A 23,612-nucleotide genomic window follows, 5' to 3' on the forward strand; every position below is an offset into this window, starting at 1 on the left:
AACAATGCATCAAATTTGTAGTACACTTCTCTTTTACGTTTAGTCCCAAAGAAATATGCCTGTCTTCAACCAGAGCCGCAGTCGTGTGATACAGTTTATTTTTGCAGGTGTTTTCATCGCCATCACCGGGCAGTTGATTAATCTGCAATTATTTTCCAGCAAATACAAACTGGCTGCAGATAACAATGCGTTCTACAGAAAAGTAATCTATCCCGATCGTGGTATCGTCTTCGACAGAAAAAAAAGAGGGATCCTTGAAAATACCATCAGCTACGATCTGGTGGTCATTCCTTCCGAAGCAAGGGGAACAGATACTGCTACACTTTGCCGGCTACTCAATATTGATACCGCAGTCTATAAAAAGAGAATGCGTGACCTCATCTTCAAAAACACCAGTGTAAAACCCAGTGTATTTGAAGCGTTGCTGACACCTGAAATGTTTGCCAAACTGAATGAAAACATGTATCGTTTCCCGGGGTTTTCGCTTAATGAACGCTCGGTGCGCACCTATCCATACAATGTAGGCGCAGCCATCCTCGGTTATATGGCCGAAGTAGATACCGGATTCCTGCGCAGACATAGGGATGATGGTTATGAAATGGGCGACTACTTTGGCAGTACCGGGCTGGAGAGTACGTATGAAAAAGTATTGATGGGTCAACGGGGTATCAAACGTTTTATCCGCGATAATAAAGGTCGCTTACAGGGTTCATGGGAAAATGGCGCCTATGACACCGCTGCAGTTGCCGGAAATAATCTCTATTCAAGTATAGATGTAGAATTACAGCAATTGGGTGAAAAACTCATGGAGAATAAAGTAGGAAGTATTGTAGCCATCGATCCAAAAACAGGCGGTATACTTTGTATGGTGAGTGCCCCAACTTATAACCCTAATTATCTCACCGGTAACCAGCGAAAAAAACACCTGGTAGAGATGTTGTATTTCGATCCGCGTTTACCCTTATTGAACAGAACACTGGGCACCTTCTATTCACCGGGTTCTACTTTTAAGACGATGGTGGGTATTATTGGTATGAATGAAGGAGTAATTGATGACCAGTTTACTGTTAGCTGCGGCGGAGCTTATTATGGTTGCGGCCGCCCCATGGGCTGTCATGCTAAAGGTACTTTTACATTGAAACCGGCTATTTCAAAATCGTGTAACAGTTATTTTGCCGCTACTTACAGAAGAATTCTGGAGAATCCTAAATACCCTAACAGAGATAGTGCATTAAATTCTTTTAACCAGTACGCATATTCATTCGGACTTGGCAGAAGACTTGGTGTAGACCTGCCTTCAGAAAAAATGGGTAATATTCCTACCCCAAAATATTATCACGGAATATTTGGCAAGAACTGGCAGTCATGTAATATCATTTCAAATAGTATTGGCCAGGGTGAAATTGCTACCTCACTTACGCAATTGGCCAACGTGATGGCCATCATTGCCAACAAAGGTTGGTACTATACCCCCCACCTCATCGATTCTATTGAAGGAGGTGATCAATTTGGTTTACTCGATAAATTCAGGGTAAAACACAAAACGAAAGAAATACCTGAATATATATGGGAGGAAGTACATGAAGGCATGCAGGGAACTATGGAATTCGGTACAGGTTTTTATGCAAAAGTGCCAGGCATTAATGTATGTGGTAAAACAGGAACGGTGGAAAATGCCTATCGTGGTGAAAAATTAAAAGACCACGCTTTCTTTGGTGCTTTTGCACCCAGGGAAAATCCACGCATCGCCATTGCAGTAATGTGTGAAAATGCAGGTTATGGTGCTACATCTGCAGCCCCAATCGCCAGTTTGCTGATAGAAAAATATTTAAAAGACTCTGTGAGTGGTAACGACCGGAAAGCAAAAATTGAACAGCTGGCCAATATGAACCTCATACCACCACAGATGAAAAGACAGATGGTGAAAAGAGATTCTTTGCGTCAGGCTCAACAACTGGCGGCGGCAAAAAAAGCAGCACGCGATACATCGGGTGTAGAAGAAGCCCCGGAAGAGACAGATACTGACAGTTCGGTTACACCCAACAAACCACAGCCGGCAAAAAAAGGAACAAAGAAAGATACAGCCAACAAAGTGGCACTCTTACCTGAGGAACAACGTAAAAACAATACCAAAAGAAAAACCGCAGCCTGAGTTGTATGAACAGAAGAAACCATCAAATAGCTACACAGGGTGTTGATTATCTCGTTATCTGGTTATATGCAATACTGGTAACAATCGGTATTCTATGCATTTTTATGGTGGAGTACAGACCCGGTACAGACTGGTTTACTTCATTTCTCAATGGCAAAACCAATTATAGCAAGCAACTCATATTTGCAGGTGTATGTGCCATTGCTGCCACTTTTATTCTTTTAACAGACAGCAAACTCTTTACAGCTTTTGCTAATTTGTTTTACCTCGCTGGTATACTACTCATGCTTGCCACTTTTGTCATTGGTAAAAACATCAATGGCTCAAAAAGCTGGATACCGTTGGCTGGTGGCTTTAACCTGCAACCGGCCGAGCTTTGTAAAATATTTGCAGCACTAGCCCTGGCGAAATTTCTATCGAGGCAGGAAGTAGATTTCTCAAAAATCCGTTCACAACTTATTGCCGGTGCTATTACTTTATCACCAGCCGTACTATCTATTCTACAACATGAACTTGGGTTGGCACTGGTTTACACAAGTTTTCTTATTGCCATGTACCGCGAAGGTTTACCCGCTCAAATACTCATTATCGGTTCATCATTTGGTGTATTGGTGATTGCCACACTTATTCTTGAGCCCAATATACTCGCTATTATTCTCACAGCTATTGCAGCCTTTGTGATATTTCTGCTTCGTAAGCAAATAAAAAAGAAAAAAAAGTTATTGACCATCATTATTACCATCTGGTTAATTTGTGTGGGTGTTCAACGTTTTGTAGTACCCTATATTTTTAATAATGTACTTGAATGTTACCAGAGTACCCGTATCTATAGCATGGTGGGTAAGGAATATAATTGTGCTGAAAACAGAAAAGCACAGGATAAAACCAATACCAACAAACCGGTAAGGAAACCCGATGACTATAACGTGCGGCAAAGCAAGATTGCCATTGGTTCTGGCGGTTTTTTTGGAAGAGGCTTTTTGAAAGGAACCCAAACCCGCGGCAAATATGTACCTGAACAACATACCGATTTTATATTCACATCACTGGGTGAAGCTTTTGGTTTTGTAGGCTGCTTTATTTTTTTACTGATATACCTGTTACTACTGTATCGTATTGTTCGTATTGCAGAACGACAGCGAAGTACGTTCAGCCGTGTGTATGCATATAGTGTAGTGAGTATTCTCTTTTTTCATATTGCCGTAAACGTGAGTATGACCATTGGTTTATTTCCTATTGTAGGTATTCCATTACCACTGATCAGTTATGGCGGCTCTTCTTTACTTACCTTTACAGCGTTAATATTTATTCTGCTCAGGCTTGATGCAGACAGACAAATGGTATTAAGATAAAGCGAAGGCATGCAGATTATTCCACTTTCAGAAGGCAGTTTTACCATCGATAAAACCAAAGTATTTGTTCCATTTGATACGGAGAAGGAAGAACTGAACAGCCGCCCCACCGGCAGTCTGCTCGTAGAAATACAACCCTTTGTAGTGATCACAGAAAAAGATGTGATATTACTCGATGCCGGGCTGGGTTATAATGAAGCCGATGGAACACCTCAATTGTACAAAAACCTGGAAAGAGCAGGTATCAACCCATCTCAGGTTACCAAGGTATTGATGAGTCATTTACATAAGGATCATGCAGGGGGTGTAACCATTGATAATACACAAACAGAGGAGCGTTTCATCAGTTTCCCCTACGCCACATATTATGTACAACAGAGAGAAATGGAATTTGCATTGGGAGTAGGCTCAGCTTCTTATATTCCGGAAGATTTTCGTTTACTTGAAGAATTTAGCCGCGTAGTGTGGCTAACAGAAGATGAAGGATTTATTGATGGCTATATCCGCTATCAACTCACTGGCGCACATAGTAAATTTCACCAGGTATTCTGGATTGAAGAAAACGGAGAAACTGTTTTCTTTGGAGGCGACGATGCCCCTCAATTACAACAGATGAAGAGCCGCTTTGTTGCAAAATACGATTACGATGGAAAAAAATGTATGGAACTGCGAAAGCAATGGTGGGAAGAAGGGCAATCAAAAAACTGGACCTTTTTATTTTACCATGATATACAATCGCCCGTGTGGGGACCCCTTAAACAATGATCAGTCACCTGTTTTTTGGTCACGCATTTTTTTACGCATTTCCATTCTTTGCTGAAGCTCTTTACGAACAACATTCATGAACTCCCGCTCGGCCAGTAATGCCTTATTTACACGCTCATCAGTAACAAGTATTTTCTTCAGTTCACCCTTGTATTTTTTCCGGATATTTAATACTGCTTCTTCAAAAGCAAGAATATCTTCTTTATTGTCCTGACGGGCTTTTTTTACTTCTCCTGTATAACTATTGTACATGGGCCAGAATTTTTCCGCCTCCTCTGTAGTAAGTGAGAGGTGCCTGGTGAAATAGGCCACTTTCAGCACTTCAATATTCTGGCGCTGACCCATCATTTTTCTTTGTGGTTCCTGTGCAGCAAGAAAAGAAACAGCAAACACTGCAATAAAAAATATGATTGTCTTTTTCATGATCAACTATTTGTATCAACCTTTGCTTCGGCTGAAGTTTCCGCAGATTCATCCAGGTATTGTTTCAACTCATCATCACTCATAAGTTGTATATGTTCATTTACATCGGGTAATTCATCTTCCCCATACTGATCCCTTTCGCCCGATATTACTACCAGTTTTTCAGTTGTGGTAAGATAGCTATTCAATTCCTCCTCACTCAACATCGTTATTTCCTTTGATACATCCATTTGAGCATAACTGGCGAGGGTTGCTTCATCGACAGCGTTATTATTACCTCCATTGTACAGGAAAGCCGTTGTCAGTATTATTCCTGCGAGTACTGCCGCTGCCGCATACTGCAGCCATTTCCGGGTTTTACGCACCGGCATTTTAATAACTGGTATTTCATTCACTGCCGACTGCCCCATGATAGCTTCCATATTAAATTCGGACAATGAAATATGGCTGTAAGGCATTTCTCTGGAAACACTGTTCAGCAAAGGCGCCAGCTCATTCAGTTCCTGTTCTACCTCCTCTCTGCGAATAGCAGCCATGGTATTTCCGGCTAATTGATCAAAATAAGCACACGGCACCTGATACCCTTTGTTTTTTTCAATATTTAACCCAAGCGAAGCACTCTCCAGCAGTTTTTCGGTTGTGGCTTCAAAATAACCTGCAGGCAGTTTGTAAGGCATATGAAACGGCCATTGAGCCATTGACGGATCAATCTGTTTCAGCTCTGCTGTTATTTCTTCTCTGTAATTCATTGTGTATTTGATTCCTCTGCTTAAGCAAGGTTTAATTTTCTCGTATAAATGCCTCTATTTTCCTTGCCGCATGATGGTAACTCGCTTTCAAAGCACCCTCACTTGTATCCAACACACGGCTCATCTCTTCATATGGCATTTCATCGTAATAACGCAGGTTGAATACCACACGCTGCTTTTCCGGTAATTGCTGAATGGCCAGTTGCAGTTTCCATTCCAAACGGTTTCCGTCGAAATTACTGTCTGCCTTTACTTTATTAGCGAGTCCTTCCCCCACTTCATCCATACTTACTGACGCTCTCCGCTTCTGTTGTTCAATAAAACTCAAACACTCATTTGTGGCTATCCTGTACATCCAGGTATACAAACGGCTGTCTTCTCTGAAATTTTCAAGCCCCTTCCAAACTTTAATAAATATATTCTGCAATACATCATTTGCATCGTCATGATCAATTACCAACCGGCGAATATGCCAGTATAATTTCTCCTGGTATTTTTTTATGATCGCCGTAAATCCCTGCTCTTTTGTGGAAGGCTGGCGAAACTGATTCAATAATACCTGATCGTCTGAATGCATGCAGGGTTATTTTATTCGAATATAAAGTCCAATGCGTCTTAGACCAAGCATTTACAAAAAGGTTTAATTCCGATAACTAACATTTGTTTTACGAAAAGCCAATTTTCATTAGCATAAACAGCTACATCTGTTAGTTTAATCGGTGAAAAATGGGTAAATTGTCATCGAAATTATATGCCATCCAGTCATTATATCAACCAGTTCAGGCGCAATGTAACAGACAAGTACACTATTTACAACAGCCTGTTTGCGGCATTACCTTTTTCAGGTATTGCCAATGTGGGAGCCCTCTTACCCATACTTTCTCAATCCTGTCAGGACGAATACCATGCAGGAAAAGACCCGGTTCAGATTATCAATGATTTTTTTCAGCAACATACAGAAGTACGCAGTGAAAAAGATAAACTGGACCGTCTGTTTAAATTTGTTCAATACATAGAAAGACAGGTAGTACTATTTGATGCAATTGAAGATGCGGCTTTCGATACTGTAAATAATATTCAGGGGCCCGGAAGCCTGAAAGCATTGTATAATGAAGCAGTGTTTGCCGGTAAAACACAGGCACTGAAAAACAAACTCAGAAAATTCAGGGTAAGGGTGGTGCTTACTGCTCACCCTACACAATTTTATCCAGGCAGTGTATTGGGTATTATTCATGATATGAGTGAGTCAATCGCCAAAAACGATTTTCATACCATCAATGAATATATACAGCAATTGGGTATTACTCCTTTTTTCAACAAAAAGCAGCCTACACCTTATGATGAAGCATTGAACCTCATGTGGTACCTGGAGAATATTCTTTATCACTCTATAGGTAATATATACAATACCATTGAGCGCGACTTTTTTGAACATACTTACGAAAGTGATAACCCTTTTATTGAATTAGGTTTCTGGCCAGGTGGCGACCGTGATGGCAACCCGTTTGTAAATGCTGACGCCACCATTAAAGTAGCGGAAGCATTGAGAAGCGCCATCACCGTTTGTTATTACCGCGATATCAGGAAACTAAAACGGAGACTTAGTTTCTCCTCTGTAGATACCCTAATTCAGGAACTGGAAGCTGTACTGTATGAAAACGTCTTCCGTCCAACCGAACAAAACAGGGTACAACTGGCCGATCTGCAGGCAAGATTAATACAGATCCGCGATCTGGTTATAGAGAAACACCATTCCCTGTTTTTACAAAGACTGAACAGCCTTATTCATAAAGTAAAAATTTTCGGAACACATTTCGCTACTATCGATATCAGGCAAGACAGCCGGATACACACACAGGTATTACTCAACGTTCATGAAACACTGAAAAAGGAAAAAAACAGCGGTATTCTACCAGATAATTATCTCTTACTCGATGAAGCTGCCAGGATGAATATACTGGCAACATTAAAAGATAAATTAGATCCTGCTTTTTTTGAACCAGGCATTACAAGAGATACGCTTGAAAGTATTTATGCCATTCAAACCATTCAGCACAACAATGGAGAGGCCGGTTGTAACAGGTATGTAATCAGCAATTGCCAGAGTAGCGTTAATGTAATGGAAGTATATGCTTTGTTCCGTCTTTGCGGGTGGCAGCAGCAACAAATGCCCATTGACATCATTCCGTTGTTTGAAACCATTGATGATTTAAAGGAGGCTGAACAGATTATGGATCGTTTATACCAGCACCCAGTATATGCACAACACCTGGCAGGCAGAAAAATGCAACAGACCATCATGCTGGGTTTTAGTGATGGTACTAAAGACGGTGGCTACCTACAAGCAAACTGGAGTATTTATACTGCCAAAGAAAACCTCACAGCTATTTCACGCAAGTACAATATAAAAGCCCGTTTCTTCGATGGACGTGGCGGCCCGCCTTCTCGTGGTGGTGGTAAAACCAATAAGTTCTATGCCTCCATGGGTACAAATATTGAAAACGAAGACATACAATTAACGATACAGGGACAAACCATTACTTCCAATTTTGGCACCACACAATCATCACAATATAACCTTGAGCAACTGCTGAGTGCAGGTATCAGTAATGAACTGTTTGCCGACACACGTATACAATTATCACAGCACGACCGATTTTTGCTGGAAGAACTGGGTCGCATCAGCCATGAAACTTACCAGCAGTTTAAACAACATCCACTGTTTCTTTCATATATGCAGTTATTTAGTCCGCTTAACTATTACAGTAAAAGCAATATTGCCAGCCGGCCGGCCAAAAGAGGAAGTGGTAGTGGTTTACGTTTTGAAGACCTCCGCGCCATTCCTTTTGTAGGTAGCTGGAGCCAGTTGAAGCAGAATGTACCTGGTTTTTTTGGTGTGGGTACTGCTTTACAGCAGATGAAAGAGAAAGGTTATTGGGAAGACATAAAAGCCATGTTCCGAAATGTATTGTTCTTCCACACACTTGTTGACAATAGCATGATGAGTATGCTGAAATCTTTTTTCCCGCTTACACAATACATAAAAAATGATCCCGAATACGGTGCGGTATGGCAACTGGTAAAAGATGAATTCGATCTTACAGAAAAACTGGTACTCGAACTGGCTGATGCCTCAATATTAATGGAAGACGATTTACCCGGTCGTGCCTCTATTCAGATGAGAGATAATATTGTACTGCCACTTCTTACCATTCAGCAATATGCTTTACACCAACTCAGAAAAAAAGCGATTGATAGTAATGAAAAAGAAGTGTATGAGAAACTGGTAACCAGAAGCATGTTTGGCATCATTAACGCTGCCCGCAACTCAGCCTGATAAATAATGAATAACGAATATCGAATACTCAATTTCGAAGTTGGACATTCGATATTCGTTATTCATTATTCTTCTACTTGTCTTTCCAGCTCCAGAGATGCAAACAGGCATAGGTTCTGTACGGGCTCCAGTTGGCAGCTATTTTGAGCATCCTGGCTTTCATTTTCTTTTTATCGGCAGCACTGATCTTATATAGTTTACACATGGCCTGCTGAATACCCAGATCATCTACTGCAAATACATCTTCCCTCCCAAGACTGAACATCAGCAACATTTCAACCGTCCATTTACCTACTCCTTTTATCTGAGTAAGTAATTCAACAATAGCTTCATTATCCATCTTCTGCAACCTCGTATCTGTAATCTTATGATCAATACAAAACTGTGCTACATTTTGTATATAGGCTACTTTGGCATTACTCAGCCCTATACCTCGCAGTGTTTCAAAGGGAGTATCCAATACCTGTTTTGGCTTTGGTTCCTTACCATTGTACAAAGTGAGAAAGCGGTGAAAAATTACTTTGGCCACTTTTGTACTCAGTTGCTGGCTCATGATACTGGCCATCAAACGCAGTGGTATGTTTTTATGCAGCTTGAGTTCGTGTGTACTCCCATCAAGAATAGTAGCAAGTTTGATATCTTTACGCAGGTGTTTACTGTATTCCATATACGGAAGATAAATATTCAGTTTCATTCTGAAAACTAACCTTGCTATTGATTTACCTCATGGAACGACTTCTTCAAATTACTGCAGATGGCTCTCATACTATTTCGGTACCTGCTATGGGGGTAGCTTATCATAGTAAACATGGTGCCATTGCAGAAAGCAATCATGTTTTTATTGAAGCAGGGTTGAAATATTATGCTTCAATAAACCCCGGCAAATCAGTAGCAATACTTGAAATGGGGTTTGGTACAGGGTTAAATTGCCTGCTTGCTGCCATCTATGCAAAAAAGCAGCAACTTAATGTACGCTACCACACAATTGAGCCATTTCCATTACATACAGATGAAACAGATACATTGAATTACGGAGAGCTGTTAGCTGAAAAAGAAATATTTCAGTATATACACCAGTCTGCCTGGAATGAGGCGATACTCATTCATTCATTTTTTCATCTGCAGAAAACCCCCTCAGCCCTTCAGCATTTTTCAACTGTCGACTTATTCGATTGCATTTTCTATGATGCTTTTGCACCATCAGTACAACCGGAGTTGTGGACACCGGAAATTTTCCTGCAACTATTTTCCATGCTAAAACCAAATGGTTTTCTTGTTACCTATTGCAGCAAAACTGTTGTTCGCCGGGCCATGGAAGCTGCGGGATTAAGGGTTACCAAAATTCAGGGGCCTTTCGGGAAAAGAGAAATGGTAAGGGCTTTCAAAGACGCTTAATTTTCAGTAGCTTTCTGAAAATTCATAACATGAAATGGTTTACCCTGTTTTTATTCATTGGTTTTGCTCAACCCTTACATGCACAAACCGGTGATGAAAAAATAATCCATGATTTACTGGAACGACAGACCCGCGACTGGAACCGGGGCGATATCGATGCTTTTATGAAAGGTTACTGGGAAAGTGACAGCCTTATGTTTGTTGGCAAAAACGGAGCTACTTACGGGTATCAGAAAACATTAAACAATTATAAAAAAAATTACCCCGACAGCACTTCAATGGGTAAACTCAGGTTCAATATTCTTGAAGTACGCAGGTTATCTGCCACTCATTATTTTGTTTTAGGGAAATGGATGCTTACACGGAGCATAGGTGACCTTAGTGGACACTATACCCTATTACTTAAAAAAATAAAGGGCAAATGGACCATCATTGCGGACCATAGCAGTTGATTTTTGTAATATTTCGGCAATTTCACAGACTCATTTTAAAACAGTTTTATGGCACTCATCATTATCGGCATCATTGTACTGGTTATTGGTATTGTTCTCCGGAAGCAGGAAAGAGAAGAAATACAAAAGCTTGCAACAGGTGTCAGGGTACTGGCAGTTATTATCATTATTGTAGGTGTTCTTACTTCCTGCATCAAACAAATTGACGCAGGCCAGATAGGTGTAAAGAGTATGTTTGGTAAAGTATCGGATGATATTCTTACCAGCGGCTTAAATATGGTAAACCCATTGGTTGATGTTAAAACGGTTGATATTAAAACACAGAACTATACCATGAGTGGTGTACACGATGAAGGTGATCAGGCCGGTGATGACGCCATTCGTGTGCTGACTGCCGACGGACTTGAAGTAATTATTGATTTAACCGTATTATACCGGGTAGTTGGCCAGGAAGCACCCAAAATTGTAAAGGAAACAGGGCTCGATTATAAAGATAAAATCGTTCGCCCGCTCACCCGTACCAAGATTCGCGACAATGCAGTTTATTTTACTGCCATAGAACTTTACTCTAATAAACGCGATCAGTTTCAGAACCGCATTTTCAAAAGCATTGAAGATGATTTCAGGAAACGTGGCCTGGTACTGGAACAATTGCTGGTGCGAAACATTACTTTACCCAATAATGTAAAAACATCCATCGAAGAAAAAATCAAAGCAGAACAGGACGCACAAAAAATGGAGTTTGTGCTGCAGAAAGAAAAGCAGGAAGCCGAACGTAAACGTGTAGAAGCCCAGGGTATTGCCGACTACCAGCGAATTATGAGCAGTGGTCTTACCGATAAGCAGTTACAATATGAGCAAATACAGGTATTGAAAGGTCTGGTAACATCTCCCAATTCAAAGGTAATTGTAATGGGCAAAGGAAATACACCGGTAATACTGGATACCAAAGACAATAAAAACTAATTATTCAGGATGCTTGAACAGTAGCAAGTGTATAACGAGCCATCAGCCTTTTAAAATACAAGTGTCCAAGGAATACACCAATGACGGAGGAAATAATATCGAGATAATCGAATGTTCTGCCAAAAATGGGGATTAACTGCAGGTATTCATTAATGACTACCATTAATAAACCAACGCTACAGGTAACATTCAGATCAGTATCTGTCTCCAGCCTGAAAATACGTTGAAAAAACCAGCAGGCACCAAAAGGTAGCAGAAAAGAACCTATCAGGTTGGGCGCTAACCCAACCAAAGGCTTTAGTACCGGGTCAATAAATATAAATGGACGAAGCAGGAATTTGATGGACCATATGATGAGGGTACCAGCAATCATGATCCGCCTGGACATTTTCTTTAGGGGCATTACCTATTGAGTTTCAACTCTGAAAATAAGGATTTATGTAGGTATTTCACACCCTATTCCATTTCTGATTGCTTATTTTACCACAGATAGACAGATTTTAGCAGCAAATCTGACATCCATGGTTATTTCAACCAGTATGACAATACCTGTTACATTTTTGAAACGGATACAATTAAAGAATGTTACTCCTGAAAATCAATAGGTTTACTCCAGAGACGGATCACATACCATAAATAGGCAGTCAGGCTTATTACAAACCAGATATAAAAAAGGATATTACCTGTCGTTACTTTCTCATGAATAAACGCGTGATCATACATAATGCCGGCTGTAGAATTGATGGCCAGCCACAACAATCCCAGTGAAAGTGTATTAACGATACGAAGCAGGTATTTTCTAATGCCGGGTTCCAATGGACTGAGATTGTATTACAAAATACAAACAGTAGGGATGAATGTTCTCTAAAACAGCTTTTCTTTTCAGAAATGAGAACATATTTACTGGCCGTAAGCCGGTTTTTTTTCAGAATATCTGCTAAGAAAACACCTAACTACTCCTAGCTCATAGCTACTTGCTACTAGTCCATACTCTGGTTACTCGCTGCTGCCAGTTTAAGCAGACGATCAAATTGAGCTGGTGTAAGATCGTTGTAGAAATAGTAAATCGGATTAACAGGTGTTCCGCGGTGGTGTACTTCATAATGACAGTGCGGACCAGAGCTTTTGCCGGTATTTCCAACATAACCGATAACTTCACCCCTTTTTACCCTTTGCCCAACCCTTGCTTTAATGCGGTACATATGTCCGTAAAGTGTTTCGTAGTTATTACCATGGTTAAGCACCACCCTGTTTCCAAAACCACCGGTATTAAAACCCGCATCTGAAACCACTCCGTCTGCTGTTGCATAAATAGGTGTACCCTGTGGTGCGGTAAAATCCATACCCATATGGGCTCTTCTGTCTTTGTAAATGGGATCAATCCGATAGCCGTATCCGGAAGCAATACGGGTAAGGTTTTTATTACTGATAGGTTGTATGGCAGGAATAGACGCCAGTAACTGGGCCTTATTTTTTACCATTTTCGTGATCTCATCAAAAGAACGTTCCTGGTAGGCCATGCGTAAAGCCAGGTTATTCAATTGGGCCGTCATGTTTTTAACCAGTTCTGTTGAACCCATACCCTGCACCAATTGTACCTCTTTCCGCTTTTCCATCTCTCGAACACGGGCGCTATCCGGAATGGGTTTGGCCTCAAAAATGGAGCGGTAAACAGTATTATCGCGATTGGCAATTTCGTCCATCTGTAGCTCCAGTTGTTTCAACCGTTCCTGCATAATGCTGTAATTCTGACGTAAATCGTCGTTCTGCTGACGGAGCAATTTTTCTTTGGGGGAGTCGATATACCTGAAAGCAATGGCAAAAATGATGATACCGGTAACAATGGATGCGGCTATAAAACCAAATAACTGTAATAAACGCACCCGCAGGGGAGTCTCCAGCTTTTCATAACGAAGCGTATGCGTATTATAGTAATATTTGATCTTTTTCATAAATCGGGGGGAAGCGCTCGTCTGATTGCTACAGAACAGGCCAATTCCTTACCTTTGATGCCTTTCTAAAGCGCTCAAAGATAGCTTCTGAGCGACTAAAATACAGTTTTTAAAATTTTATGACCAGCGCAGAGATCAGAAAGCAGTTTTTGGATTTTTTTGCTTCCAAGCAACACCAGATTGTACCATCGGCACCAATCGTGGTAAAAAACGATCCTACCCTCCTGTTTACCAATGCAGGAATGAACCAGTTTAAAGACTATTTCCTGGGCAATAAAAAAGCAGAAAATCCACGAATAGCAGATACCCAAAAATGCCTGCGTGTAAGTGGAAAACACAACGACCTCGAAGAAGTAGGTGTAGACACTTATCACCATACCATGTTCGAAATGCTGGGCAACTGGAGCTTTGGTAATTATTTCAAAACCGAGGCCATTACCTGGAGCTGGGAACTGTTGACAGAAGTGTACAAACTGGATAAAGAACGTTTATACGTTACCATATTTGAAGGCGATGAAAAAGAAGGTATTCCTCGCGATGAAGAAGCATTCCGGGAATGGAAAAAAGTAATTCCTGAAGACAGAATATTACTCGGTAATAAAAAAGATAATTTTTGGGAAATGGGTGATACCGGACCCTGTGGCCCCTGCACCGAGATACATGTAGATTGCCGACCCGACACAGAAAGAATAGCAGTTGAAGGAAAAACACTGGTAAACAACGATCATCCCCAGGTGATTGAAATATGGAACAATGTATTCATCCAGTTCAATCGTTTAAAAGACGGAAGCCTGGAACCCTTGCCCGCCAAGCATGTTGACACAGGCATGGGCTTTGAGCGATTGGTACGTGTAATACAGGGAAAACAAAGTAATTACGATACAGATGTATTTACCGGCACCATTGCAACAGTTGAAAAAATTACCGGAAAAAAATACGATTACAGCAACAGTAAACAGGCCATTGCATTTCGTGTGCTGGCCGATCATATAAGAGCCATTTCATTTACCATTGCCGATGGACAATTACCCGCTAATACAGGCGCCGGATATGTTATCAGGAGAATTTTAAGAAGAGCCGTTCGTTACTATTATTCTTACCTCGACTACAAACAACCCCTGCTTTTTCAATTAGTACCGGTTATTGCGTCACAGTTTGCAACTGTCTTTACTGAGTTAGCACAGCAGTTAGATTTTGTAAGTAAAGTAGTGAAAGAAGAAGAAGATGCTTTCCTTAGAACTTTGGATAAAGGTTTGAAAAGAATTGATGATATTATTCAGTCTGCTTCAACATCAACCATCCCGGGCAAAGCTGCTTTTGAGTTGTTTGATACCTATGGTTTCCCGATTGACCTTACCCGGCTTATTGCTGCTGAAAATAATTTATCGGTAGATGAACCTGGCTTTGAAGCAGAAATGCAACAACAGAAAAACCGCAGCCGTGCTGCTACGGCTGTAGATACAGAAGACTGGGTACTTGTAAATGAAAGCAACGAAAATCATTTTGCAGGTTATACGGATATTGAAACCAGAACACGCGTCAGCAAATACAGAAAAGTAAAAGCAAAAGGAAAAGAAGCTTACCAGCTTGTATTGGAAAACACACCTTTTTATGCTGAGAGTGGCGGACAGGTAGGCGACAGCGGCACACTAAACTTCGATGGAGAAACGATTGAGGTCTTCGATACCAAAAAAGAAAATAACCTCATCATCCATTTTTGTGAAAGCTTACCCGCAGCAATTGATGCTCCGGTACTGGCAAAAATCGATTTATTAAAAAGACAATCTACAGCCATTCATCATAGTGCCACCCATTTACTACATGCCGCACTCAGACAGGTTCTTGGTGTTCATGTAGCACAGAAAGGCAGTCTTGTAAATGAATCGCAGTTAAGATTCGATTTCTCTCATTTCTCTAAAGTAAGTGATGAAGAAATAAATACCATTGAACAGATCGTGAATCAGAAGATTCGTGAAAACATTCCGGTGGTTATCAAAGAAATGGGGAAAGATGAAGCAGTAGCAATGGGTGCCATGGCTTTATTTGGAGAGAAATATGGAGATAAAGTGCGCGTTGTTATCATCGACCCTAACTATTCGATAGAACTTTGTGGAGGTACCCATGTAGGCGCAACAGGCGAACTGGGTTTATTTAAAATAAAATCTGAGTCAGCTGTAGCTGCAGGTGTAAGAAGAATGGAAGCCGTCAGCGGACTTGTTGCAGAGCAGTTTATTACGGAGCAACTGACACAATTAAATGCCATCCGCGAAACTTTAAAAAATCCGAAAGAGATTCTGAAAGCAGTAGAAACCCTTTATGCTGATAATAATGAACTGAAAAAGAAAATTGAGAGCCTGGAAGCAAAACAGCTCACCCTCATTAAACAGGAATTATTACAACAGGTGGAAACAATTAATGGTGTGCAGTTTATCGGAGCCATTATTGAGATCAGTAATGCAGATGGTTTGAAAAAACTTTGCTTCGATCTGAAAGATGCTCTTTCAAATTATATCATTACCCTCGCTGCCAATATTGAAGGTAAAGCCAACGTAGCTATTGCTGTTGCTGATGAATTGGTAAGCAGTAAGGGACTGGAAGCGCCAAAACTGATAAAAGAACATGTTGCAGGTATAATCAAGGGCGGCGGCGGTGGACAAAAAACACTGGCTACTGCAGGTGGTCAGGATGCGAGTAATTTGCCACAGGTAATAGAGAAAATAAAATCACTGTTATAAAGTTTTGCAATCTTTGTGCCATCCGGTTTAAAGCCGGATGGCATTTTCATTTCATATGGGTCCGGTTATATTCACCAGCAAGCGATTATTATTTCGTCAATTCAATATTGATGATGCAGCATTGATTCATCATATGAACAGTGACCCATTGGTGCTGAAATACGTTCATGAACTACCGAGTACACCCGAAAGAGCATTTGAAAGATTACAGAACAGTATATTACCACACTACAATCAATATGGTTATGGCAGATGGGCCGTACAACTGAAAGAGGGTAATGATTTTATAGGCTGGTGCGGCTTAAAATTCAGACCGGAAAGAAAGGAAACCGATCTGGGTTATCGTTTTATTCCATCTTACTGGGGTAATGGTTATGCCAGTGAAGCAGCTATGGCCTGTCTGGAATATGGCTTCCATCATTTATTGTTAAACCGCATTACCGCCACTGCCCATGTGAAAAACACTGCTTCTCTCCGCATCATTCAAAAATGCAACATGCAATACCTCCGCGATGAAGTAGTTGACCATTGTCCGGTTAAAAGTTTTGAAAAACTGAAAAGCGAATAGCCCTATAGTTAATGGCTGATAATTACTTTTTCTTCCATTGACCCTTTACTATGAACTATCAGCCATAAGCCATTAACCATTTGCCAAATCATTAACCTTTTTTAACATTTCCGAAACCCTTCGTATATTCTTTTTTCCTGTACATTTGACTACTAAACATTTCGTACACTTTAAAAAAGAACCCTATGTATCGCAAATGGATGGCAGTACTGGTACTGTTTACAGGTATTACAGCCACTGCACAAACAACTGAAAAAGAAAAAGCAGATAAAGATCCTAAAGAGAAGATCAGTAAAAAACTCTCCATTGTGGTTGATGGCAACAAAGTAACCATCAATGGTAAGGATATGAAAGACATGAGTCCGGAGGAAATGGAAAAACTGGGTGATCTTGATATGCTGAAATCAAGCCCGGGTCTGCGTATGATATTGCCCAGAGATGGCGGAGGTAACTTCTTTAAACTTGATGGCTCAAGTGCCGATAGATTTGCCGGTACACCTCGTGCTCTTCTGGGTGTAATGAGTGAAAAGCATGAAAAAGGTGCAAAAATTACTTCGGTAACCAAAGAAAGTGCTGCTGCAAAAGCAGGTTTACAGAAAGATGATATCATTACCAAAGTAAATGATGCAGCCATCGGCGACAGTGAAGATCTCTATGAAACCATCGGTAAATATAAACCTGAGGAAAAAGTAACCATTCATTACCTGCGCGACGGCCAGACAAAAACAGCTGTTGCAACTTTAGGCAAGACCATGGAAATGGGTTTTGATTTTGACTTTGGCGACAATTTTAACCATGACTTTAACTTCAAAATGCCTGGTACCAGTATGCCGCGCGTTTTCCTCGATAAAATAGCTTCTAAACCCAGACTGGGAATGGCCATTGAAGACACAGAAGACAGCAAAGGTGTAAAAGTTACTGATGTAGATGAGGAAACGCCTGCTGACAAAGCCGGCATGAAAAAAGAAGACATCATTACTTCACTCAACGGGAAGGCGGTAAATTCTGTAGACGAAATTAAAGAAGCACTGAAAAACCTTAAAGATGGCGATACCGTAAAAGCGGGTATTACAAGAGCGGGTAAAACTCAAACCATTGAAATTAAATTGCCGAAAAAACTAAAAACGGCCGATCTGTAAGATTGTGTAAGCATTTCTCTAATTCTCATGTGTATATATACCGCGTTACCCTGACAATGGAAGGGTTGGCGCGGTTTTTTTATTCGTATTTTTAAACCCACCCTTTTAAAGGTGATAAAAACATACGTTTAAAAAAACTGTTTATGAGATATTTACTGCTTACACTTTTTGTGGGAACCCTTTTCCAATCGTCGGCACAGGTATATCAATCCAAACAACCATTGGTGCATACCTACTCTATTGTAGCAAGAGATGTCAATACCGGAGAAATGGCCGTGGGTGTTCAAAGCCATTGGTTTAGTGTGGGCACATCTGTACCCTGGGCAGAAGCAGGTGTGGGTGCAGTAGCTACCCAGTCTTTTGTTGATAAATCTTATGGCCCCAAAGCCCTTGACTTACTTAAAAAAGGGCTGACGGCGCAGGAGGTATTAAACCAGTTAACAGCCGCCGATCCGGGAAGAGAAGTACGACAGGTAGCCATTATTGATGCAAAGGGCAATGTGGCAACACATACAGGTAAAAACTGCATACAGGTGGCGAGCCATATTAAAGGCATTAACTATAGTGTGCAAAGCAATATGATGCTGGGCGATAAGGTAGATGAATATATGTCGGAGGCATTTGAAAAAAGCAACGGTAAACCATTGGCCGAAAGAGTATTGCTTGCGTTGGAAGCCGCTCAAAAAGCTGGCGGAGATATTCGTGGCATGCAGGCTGCAGCCATTATTGTGGTACCCGGAAAACCAACCGAAAGCTGGAACAATAAAACGGTAGATATAAGGGTGGATGACGCAAAAGAACCCCTGAAAGAGCTGCGTCGTTTATACAAGGTACACCTTGCCTATCAGCATATGAATGATGGTGACCTTGCAGTAGAGAAAAATGATATGTCGAAAGCCATGGCCGATTATAACGCAGCCATGCAACTTTTTCCTGAGAACCTGGAAATGCAGTTCTGGACCGCTATCACCCTGGCCAACAATAAACAGGTGGATAAGGCCCTGCCCATGCTGAAAAAGATTTTTTTACAGGATAAAAACTGGAAAGAACTTACCCGTCGTTTGCCTGCAGTTAACCTGCTTACTGTAGCCGAAAAGGACCTGAAACGGATTCTTTCCCTATAATTCTCTCATAAAATAATAAATCTGGCCTCTGGGGTAAGGCAGGTACAGTATTTTTGCAGTTCATGTTATTACAGGAAAAATACGAAGCAGTTATTGGATTAGAAGTACATGCACAACTGGCAACAGCCAGTAAATTATTTTGTGGCGACAGTACCGGTTTTGGTGCCGCCCCTAATACACATGTAAGTCCTATAACACTAGGTCATCCAGGAACATTACCCAAAACCAATAAAAAAGCTGTTGAGTATGCCATAAAAATGGGATTGGCCTGTAATTGCGAAATTGAAAAAGATAACTATTTCGCAAGAAAAAATTATTTCTATCCCGATCTGCCCAAAGGTTACCAGATATCGCAACATACTACTCCTATCTGTAAAGCAGGTTATGTAACCATCCACACAAGTACTGGCAGAAAAGATGTACAACTGAACCGTATTCACCTCGAAGAAGATGCGGGTAAAAGTATTCATGACCTGGAAGATGATTTTACCTGTATCGATTTAAACCGTGCCGGTACGCCGCTGATTGAAATAGTAACAGAACCCGATCTGCATAGTGCCGAGGAAGCCTGGCATTATGTAACTGAAATCAGAAAATTGGTACAATGGCTTGATATCTGCGACGGAAATATGGAGGAAGGTAGTTTGCGTTGCGATGCCAATATATCTGTTCGCCTGAGGGGTGAAAAAAAATTAGGTACACGGGTGGAAGTAAAGAACCTGAACTCCATTCGCAATGTAAAAAAAGCCATTGAATTTGAGATAGACCGTATTATTGGCTTACTGGAAGAAGGAAAAACCATACAGCAGCAAACCAGGAGTTTCGATGCATCCAACGACACTACATTTGCTATTCGTGATAAGGAAGAAGCCAATGATTACCGCTATTTCCCTGATCCCGATCTGGCACCTTTTCATTTATCACCCGACTATATTCAGGCAATCAATACAGACTTACCTGAGCTGCCAAATGCGTTGACTGAAAAATATATGAGCAGGTTTGGCTTAAGTGAATACGATGCTGCTCAATTATGCGATGCAAAGTCAACTGCCCATTATTTTGAGTCAGTAATACTACACAGTCAACAATACAAAGCTATTGCCAACTGGATGCTGGGGCCTATTCGCCAATATTTAAATGACCAGCAAAAAGATTTTAGCAACCTCTTGCTCAAGCCTGCTACACTGGCCGCCTTAATTGAACTGGTGCAGCTTAGTAAGGTTAACTTCTCTGTTGCGTCTTCTAAACTGTTACCGGTTTTATTGGAAAATAACGCTGATCCACTTGTACTTGCAGAATCTATGAACCTGATGCAGGTGAGTGATGAAAATGCCATTGAAGCCTGGGTAAATGAAGCCATTGCTGCAATGCCCGACAAAGTAGCTGAATATAAAAAAGGGAAAAAGGGATTAATCGGCTTATTTGTCGGTGAAGTAAAAAAACGCAGTCAGGGTAAGGCCGATCCCAAACAGGTAACCAGTTTACTGGAACAAAAACTCAATCAATAAATATCAGATAGTGTATGAAAAAAATGCTATACATCGCAGCAATAGTTGCACTGGCAGGTAGTTGCCAGGAAAAAAAATACGGTGCATTTACAGTGAGTGGAAAGATCAGCAATGCCCCATCCAAAAAAATATTCCTGCAGGAATTGCCTTATGGCGGTGAACAACCCGTAGTGCTTGATTCCGGAACACTGAAAGACAATGGCAATTTCGAGTTAAGGGCTGTGGCAAAGGAAGAATCCCTGTATCGTCTTGTTGTTGAGAATGGGCCAGATGTATTATTGGTGAATGATGGTAAAAGTATCCGTGTGAATATGGATATCAATAATTACCGCGCTTATAAAATTGAAGGTTCCGATGCCAGTGAGCGTTTGCATACCTTATTCGAAAAGTTCAGCGTAAAAGATTCTGTTTTATATGGTACGCTGGGTATGCTTGATAGTTTACAGAGAGATGGCAACGACAGTCTGATTACGGTAGAGAAAGCCAAACGCGATGTACAGATTAAAGAAATGAACAAGCTGGTGACCGATTTTATCAATGAATCTGAGAGTCCGGCCGCCAGGTATTATGCTTTAGGTATGGGTTCCCGTACCATGGCTCCTGAAGAATTAAAAGCACTCGCTGATGCTTCTGCTGAAAAATTCAAAGCGCATACGGGTTTGGCAAAAATAAAAGCGCTATTGGCTGCTTATGGACAAAACCAGCAACCGGCAGGTAATTCTTTATTAAATCAGCAGGCGCCCGAAATTAATTTACCCGATACAGAAGGAAAGCCTTTTAGTTTAAGCAGTTTAAAAGGTAAATATGTACTGGTAGATTTCTGGGCCAGCTGGTGTATGCCTTGCAGAAAAGAAAATCCCAATGTAGTAGCTGCATACAATAAATTCAAGGATAAAAATTTCACTATACTGGGTGTATCATTAGATCAGGATAAAGAAGCATGGTTGAATGCAATTGCAAAAGACAAACTAAGCTGGAAACATATAAGTGATTTGAAATACTGGGAAAGTGTGGTAGTTCCATTGTATAAAATTGAAGGCATCCCTTTTAATGTATTATTAGATCCAACAGGTAAAATTGTGGCAATGGATTTAAGAGGTGAAGCATTGGAGCAAAAATTAGCTGAATTACTTCAGTAAAACATGTACTACTTAGGTATTGAAATAAAAAGAGACTGTATCAAAAGCCGATACAGTCTCTTTTTATTTCACCTCCTGTGAGGTTCTATTTGTTCTTCGTTGCGCTGGGTGAATATTTATGTAGACTTACCTCAAAGAAAAAGCGTGAAGAGGTTTCGCACAGAAGACTCCAAAAAAAGAGCCGATCCATCGGGACCGGCTCTTTTAGTATAGTGATACAAACTGTATTAGTTGGTATAACCTGGGTTCTGCTGGATAACAGGGTTAGCCTGAATTTCAGCATTTGGTATAGGTAACAGGAAGCGGAAGTTACCTGCAGCCAATGTAGTTGCAGCGTTTACCTGTGGTAAATCAGCAGTTAAACGAACAACAGGCAGATTTCTTCTTTTCAGGTCCCAGAAACGGTGACCTTCATAAGCCAGTTCCTTGAAACGCTCATCCATGATAGCAGTGATGGCTGCATCTTTGCTGGCCAATACAACAGGTGTATAACCAGTGATACGGGCAGTTCTCAGTGCATTCAGGTCTGTAGCAGCACCAACAAGGTCGTTGTTTTCTGCACGGGCTTCAGCACGAATCAGGTACATTTCACCAGTACGGAAAACCTTGGCATCAGCTACGTTTTCAGTAGCAGTACCATAAGTAGTACCGGCATATTTGGTAATCAGACGTGTGTATTTACGACCTGTACCAACAAGCAATGGCTCGTTTTTAGCATAGGAAGAAAAACGGATATCGTTCGTCTGATCGTACATGTCCCAGAGTTTCTGAGCGATGGTCCAGGTAATAGCACCGATGTTGCTTGCGCTGGCAGAAGTACCACGCCATAAGCTACCGATACGACCACCCAGAGAAGCGGTACGGCTTAATTTGAAAGCAGTTTCGTTGCTATTGGCATCAGTCCAGATACCTGGGAAATTAGCACGTGTAGCTAAAGGAACCGCATTGATGTATTCTGTACTGAAAGTAATGGCGTCGTTCCACTCTTTCAGGTAAAGGGCCGTACGTGCTTGTAAAGCAGCGGCAGCAGCCTGGGTTGCTCTGTATACATTGGTACCTGAAAAATCAGAAGGCAGCAATGGTTTGGCAGCAGCCAGATCAGCTTTTAATTTCTGGAAATAAGGAGCTACCGTAATACGGGCCTGTGGCTGTAAAGAAGGTGTTTCCATATAAGCCATAGCCAGATCGGTACCTACAGCACTATTGCTGTAATAACGATACAGTTCAAAATGGCAGAAAGCTCTCAGGAACAAAGCTTCACCCCTTAATCTTGAACGTTTAGCTTCATCACCTGCTACAGTTGCAGTAGCAGCTGGTAATGCCTGTAACACACGGTTCACGCGGTCGATGATACGATAGTACAGGTTAAAAGCTGTAAAGTTATCGCGGATAGAGATATCTGTTGAGCTGTACTGCCACTCGTGTACAGTAGCAGCATTGTAGAAATCTGCTGATACTACTTCATCTGCAAATACAGCATTCAGCAAAATGCCCATTTCTACGTTCATCGCAGCATACGCACCAATGATACCTTGCTCATTGTTGGTTACTGTTTTCAGGGCGATATCACCTGCAATCAGGTCGGTCTCTTTAATCTCTACCAGTTTCTGGCAGGAAAAAAGCGTAGACACCAGCATCGCAGTGAGGATCAGTATTTTCGTTTTTTTCATTGTCATTGTTTTAGAAAATTCGATAATGAATATTAATGCCTAGTATATTGAATTAGAAATTAATATCCAGACCAGCTACGAACATTTTAGGGTTAGGATATTCGTTCAAGCTGATATTGTTACCATCTTCAGGATCCAGACCTTTCCATGGGCTCCAGATAGCCAGGTTCTGTGCTTGCACATAGA

The 23,612-nt window shown here is 41.1% G+C and carries 21 protein-coding genes; 13 read left to right on the forward strand and 8 right to left on the reverse strand.

What is annotated here, in order from left to right:
- The first annotated feature begins 55 nt into the window (after positions 1–55).
- From KXJ59_RS04325 to KXJ59_RS04335, 3 genes are read left to right on the forward strand one after another with little or no spacing between them, the layout of a single operon-like run.
- Complete coding sequence (locus KXJ59_RS04325; protein WP_295201516.1) at positions 56–2,152, forward strand: penicillin-binding transpeptidase domain-containing protein; 2,097 nt, start codon at positions 56–58, stop codon at positions 2,150–2,152.
- A 5-nt stretch (positions 2,153–2,157) separates the two neighbouring features.
- Positions 2,158–3,504, forward strand: a complete 1,347-nt coding sequence (rodA, locus tag KXJ59_RS04330) for a rod shape-determining protein RodA (RefSeq protein WP_295201518.1) — start codon at positions 2,158–2,160, stop codon at positions 3,502–3,504.
- A gap of 9 nt (positions 3,505–3,513) precedes the next feature.
- The gene (locus KXJ59_RS04335) at positions 3,514–4,269 is read left to right on the forward strand and encodes an MBL fold metallo-hydrolase (protein WP_295201520.1); all 756 of its coding nucleotides are present in this window, start codon (positions 3,514–3,516) and stop codon (positions 4,267–4,269) included.
- Here KXJ59_RS04335 and KXJ59_RS04340 read toward each other — a convergent pair whose 3' ends face one another.
- From KXJ59_RS04340 to KXJ59_RS04350, 3 genes are read right to left on the reverse strand one after another with little or no spacing between them, the layout of a single operon-like run.
- The gene (locus tag KXJ59_RS04340) at positions 4,270–4,692 is read right to left on the reverse strand and encodes a hypothetical protein (RefSeq protein ID WP_295201521.1); all 423 of its coding nucleotides are present in this window, start codon (positions 4,690–4,692) and stop codon (positions 4,270–4,272) included.
- Positions 4,693–4,694: 2 nt separating this feature from the next.
- Positions 4,695–5,441, reverse strand: a complete 747-nt coding sequence (locus KXJ59_RS04345) for a hypothetical protein (protein WP_295201523.1) — start codon at positions 5,439–5,441, stop codon at positions 4,695–4,697.
- Between the two features lie 31 nt (positions 5,442–5,472).
- Positions 5,473–6,018: an RNA polymerase sigma factor gene (locus KXJ59_RS04350; RefSeq protein ID WP_295201526.1), complete on the reverse strand. Its 546-nt coding sequence runs from the start codon at positions 6,016–6,018 to the stop codon at positions 5,473–5,475.
- Between the two features lie 174 nt (positions 6,019–6,192).
- Between KXJ59_RS04350 and KXJ59_RS04355 the strand changes: the two genes are divergently transcribed.
- Positions 6,193–8,778 (forward strand): phosphoenolpyruvate carboxylase, encoded by a 2,586-nt coding sequence (locus KXJ59_RS04355; RefSeq protein WP_295201528.1) that lies wholly within the window; start codon positions 6,193–6,195, stop codon positions 8,776–8,778.
- 73 nt (positions 8,779–8,851) lie between these two features.
- On the opposite strand, the gene KXJ59_RS04360 is transcribed toward KXJ59_RS04355, so the two are convergent.
- On the reverse strand, positions 8,852–9,445 hold the full coding sequence (locus tag KXJ59_RS04360) for a DNA-3-methyladenine glycosylase 2 family protein (RefSeq protein WP_295201531.1): 594 nt from the start codon (positions 9,443–9,445) through the stop codon (positions 8,852–8,854).
- Positions 9,446–9,504: 59 nt separating this feature from the next.
- Here KXJ59_RS04360 and mnmD point away from each other — a divergent pair, with 59 nt between their 5' ends.
- From mnmD to KXJ59_RS04375, 3 genes are read left to right on the forward strand one after another with little or no spacing between them, the layout of a single operon-like run.
- Positions 9,505–10,173, forward strand: coding sequence for a tRNA (5-methylaminomethyl-2-thiouridine)(34)-methyltransferase MnmD (mnmD, locus tag KXJ59_RS04365; RefSeq protein ID WP_295201533.1), 669 nt, complete (start codon positions 9,505–9,507; stop codon positions 10,171–10,173).
- A 29-nt stretch (positions 10,174–10,202) separates the two neighbouring features.
- Positions 10,203–10,625: a nuclear transport factor 2 family protein gene (locus KXJ59_RS04370; RefSeq protein ID WP_295201535.1), complete on the forward strand. Its 423-nt coding sequence runs from the start codon at positions 10,203–10,205 to the stop codon at positions 10,623–10,625.
- A gap of 48 nt (positions 10,626–10,673) precedes the next feature.
- Complete coding sequence (locus KXJ59_RS04375; protein ID WP_295201536.1) at positions 10,674–11,591, forward strand: prohibitin family protein; 918 nt, start codon at positions 10,674–10,676, stop codon at positions 11,589–11,591.
- A gap of 4 nt (positions 11,592–11,595) precedes the next feature.
- On the opposite strand, the gene KXJ59_RS04380 is transcribed toward KXJ59_RS04375, so the two are convergent.
- From KXJ59_RS04380 to KXJ59_RS04390, 3 genes are all read right to left on the reverse strand, one after another.
- On the reverse strand, positions 11,596–11,994 hold the full coding sequence (locus KXJ59_RS04380) for a hypothetical protein (RefSeq protein WP_295201538.1): 399 nt from the start codon (positions 11,992–11,994) through the stop codon (positions 11,596–11,598).
- 182 nt (positions 11,995–12,176) lie between these two features.
- The gene (locus KXJ59_RS04385; RefSeq protein ID WP_295201540.1) at positions 12,177–12,407 is read right to left on the reverse strand and encodes a hypothetical protein; all 231 of its coding nucleotides are present in this window, start codon (positions 12,405–12,407) and stop codon (positions 12,177–12,179) included.
- Between the two features lie 164 nt (positions 12,408–12,571).
- Positions 12,572–13,543 carry a M23 family metallopeptidase gene (locus KXJ59_RS04390; RefSeq protein ID WP_295201541.1) on the reverse strand — a complete coding sequence of 324 codons (972 nt, stop codon included), beginning with the start codon at positions 13,541–13,543 and terminating at the stop codon, positions 12,572–12,574.
- A 119-nt stretch (positions 13,544–13,662) separates the two neighbouring features.
- On the opposite strand from KXJ59_RS04390, the gene alaS reads away from it, so the two are divergent.
- The 6 genes from alaS to KXJ59_RS04420 all read left to right on the forward strand — a co-directional run bounded on the left by alaS (position 13,663) and on the right by KXJ59_RS04420 (position 21,756).
- Positions 13,663–16,278 (forward strand): alanine--tRNA ligase, encoded by a 2,616-nt coding sequence (gene alaS / locus KXJ59_RS04395; RefSeq protein WP_295201543.1) that lies wholly within the window; start codon positions 13,663–13,665, stop codon positions 16,276–16,278.
- Positions 16,279–16,315: 37 nt separating this feature from the next.
- Complete coding sequence (locus KXJ59_RS04400) at positions 16,316–16,846, forward strand: GNAT family N-acetyltransferase (protein ID WP_295201545.1); 531 nt, start codon at positions 16,316–16,318, stop codon at positions 16,844–16,846.
- Positions 16,847–17,031: 185 nt separating this feature from the next.
- Positions 17,032–17,985: a PDZ domain-containing protein gene (locus tag KXJ59_RS04405; protein WP_295201547.1), complete on the forward strand. Its 954-nt coding sequence runs from the start codon at positions 17,032–17,034 to the stop codon at positions 17,983–17,985.
- Positions 17,986–18,128: 143 nt separating this feature from the next.
- Positions 18,129–19,109, forward strand: coding sequence for a DUF1028 domain-containing protein (locus KXJ59_RS04410; protein WP_295201550.1), 981 nt, complete (start codon positions 18,129–18,131; stop codon positions 19,107–19,109).
- Between the two features lie 62 nt (positions 19,110–19,171).
- The gene (gene gatB, locus KXJ59_RS04415; protein ID WP_295201552.1) at positions 19,172–20,617 is read left to right on the forward strand and encodes an Asp-tRNA(Asn)/Glu-tRNA(Gln) amidotransferase subunit GatB; all 1,446 of its coding nucleotides are present in this window, start codon (positions 19,172–19,174) and stop codon (positions 20,615–20,617) included.
- A gap of 14 nt (positions 20,618–20,631) precedes the next feature.
- Entirely contained in the window at positions 20,632–21,756 is a 1,125-nt protein-coding gene (locus KXJ59_RS04420) for a TlpA disulfide reductase family protein (protein ID WP_295201553.1), read from the forward strand.
- Between the two features lie 227 nt (positions 21,757–21,983).
- On the opposite strand, the gene KXJ59_RS04425 is transcribed toward KXJ59_RS04420, so the two are convergent.
- A complete protein-coding gene (locus KXJ59_RS04425; protein WP_295201555.1) occupies positions 21,984–23,426 on the reverse strand; it encodes a RagB/SusD family nutrient uptake outer membrane protein in 1,443 nt (480 codons plus the stop codon).
- Positions 23,427–23,612: the final 186 nt, after the last annotated feature.

Source organism: Sediminibacterium sp., assembly GCF_019264485.1.
Taxonomy (GTDB): Bacteria; Bacteroidota; Bacteroidia; order Chitinophagales; family Chitinophagaceae; genus Sediminibacterium.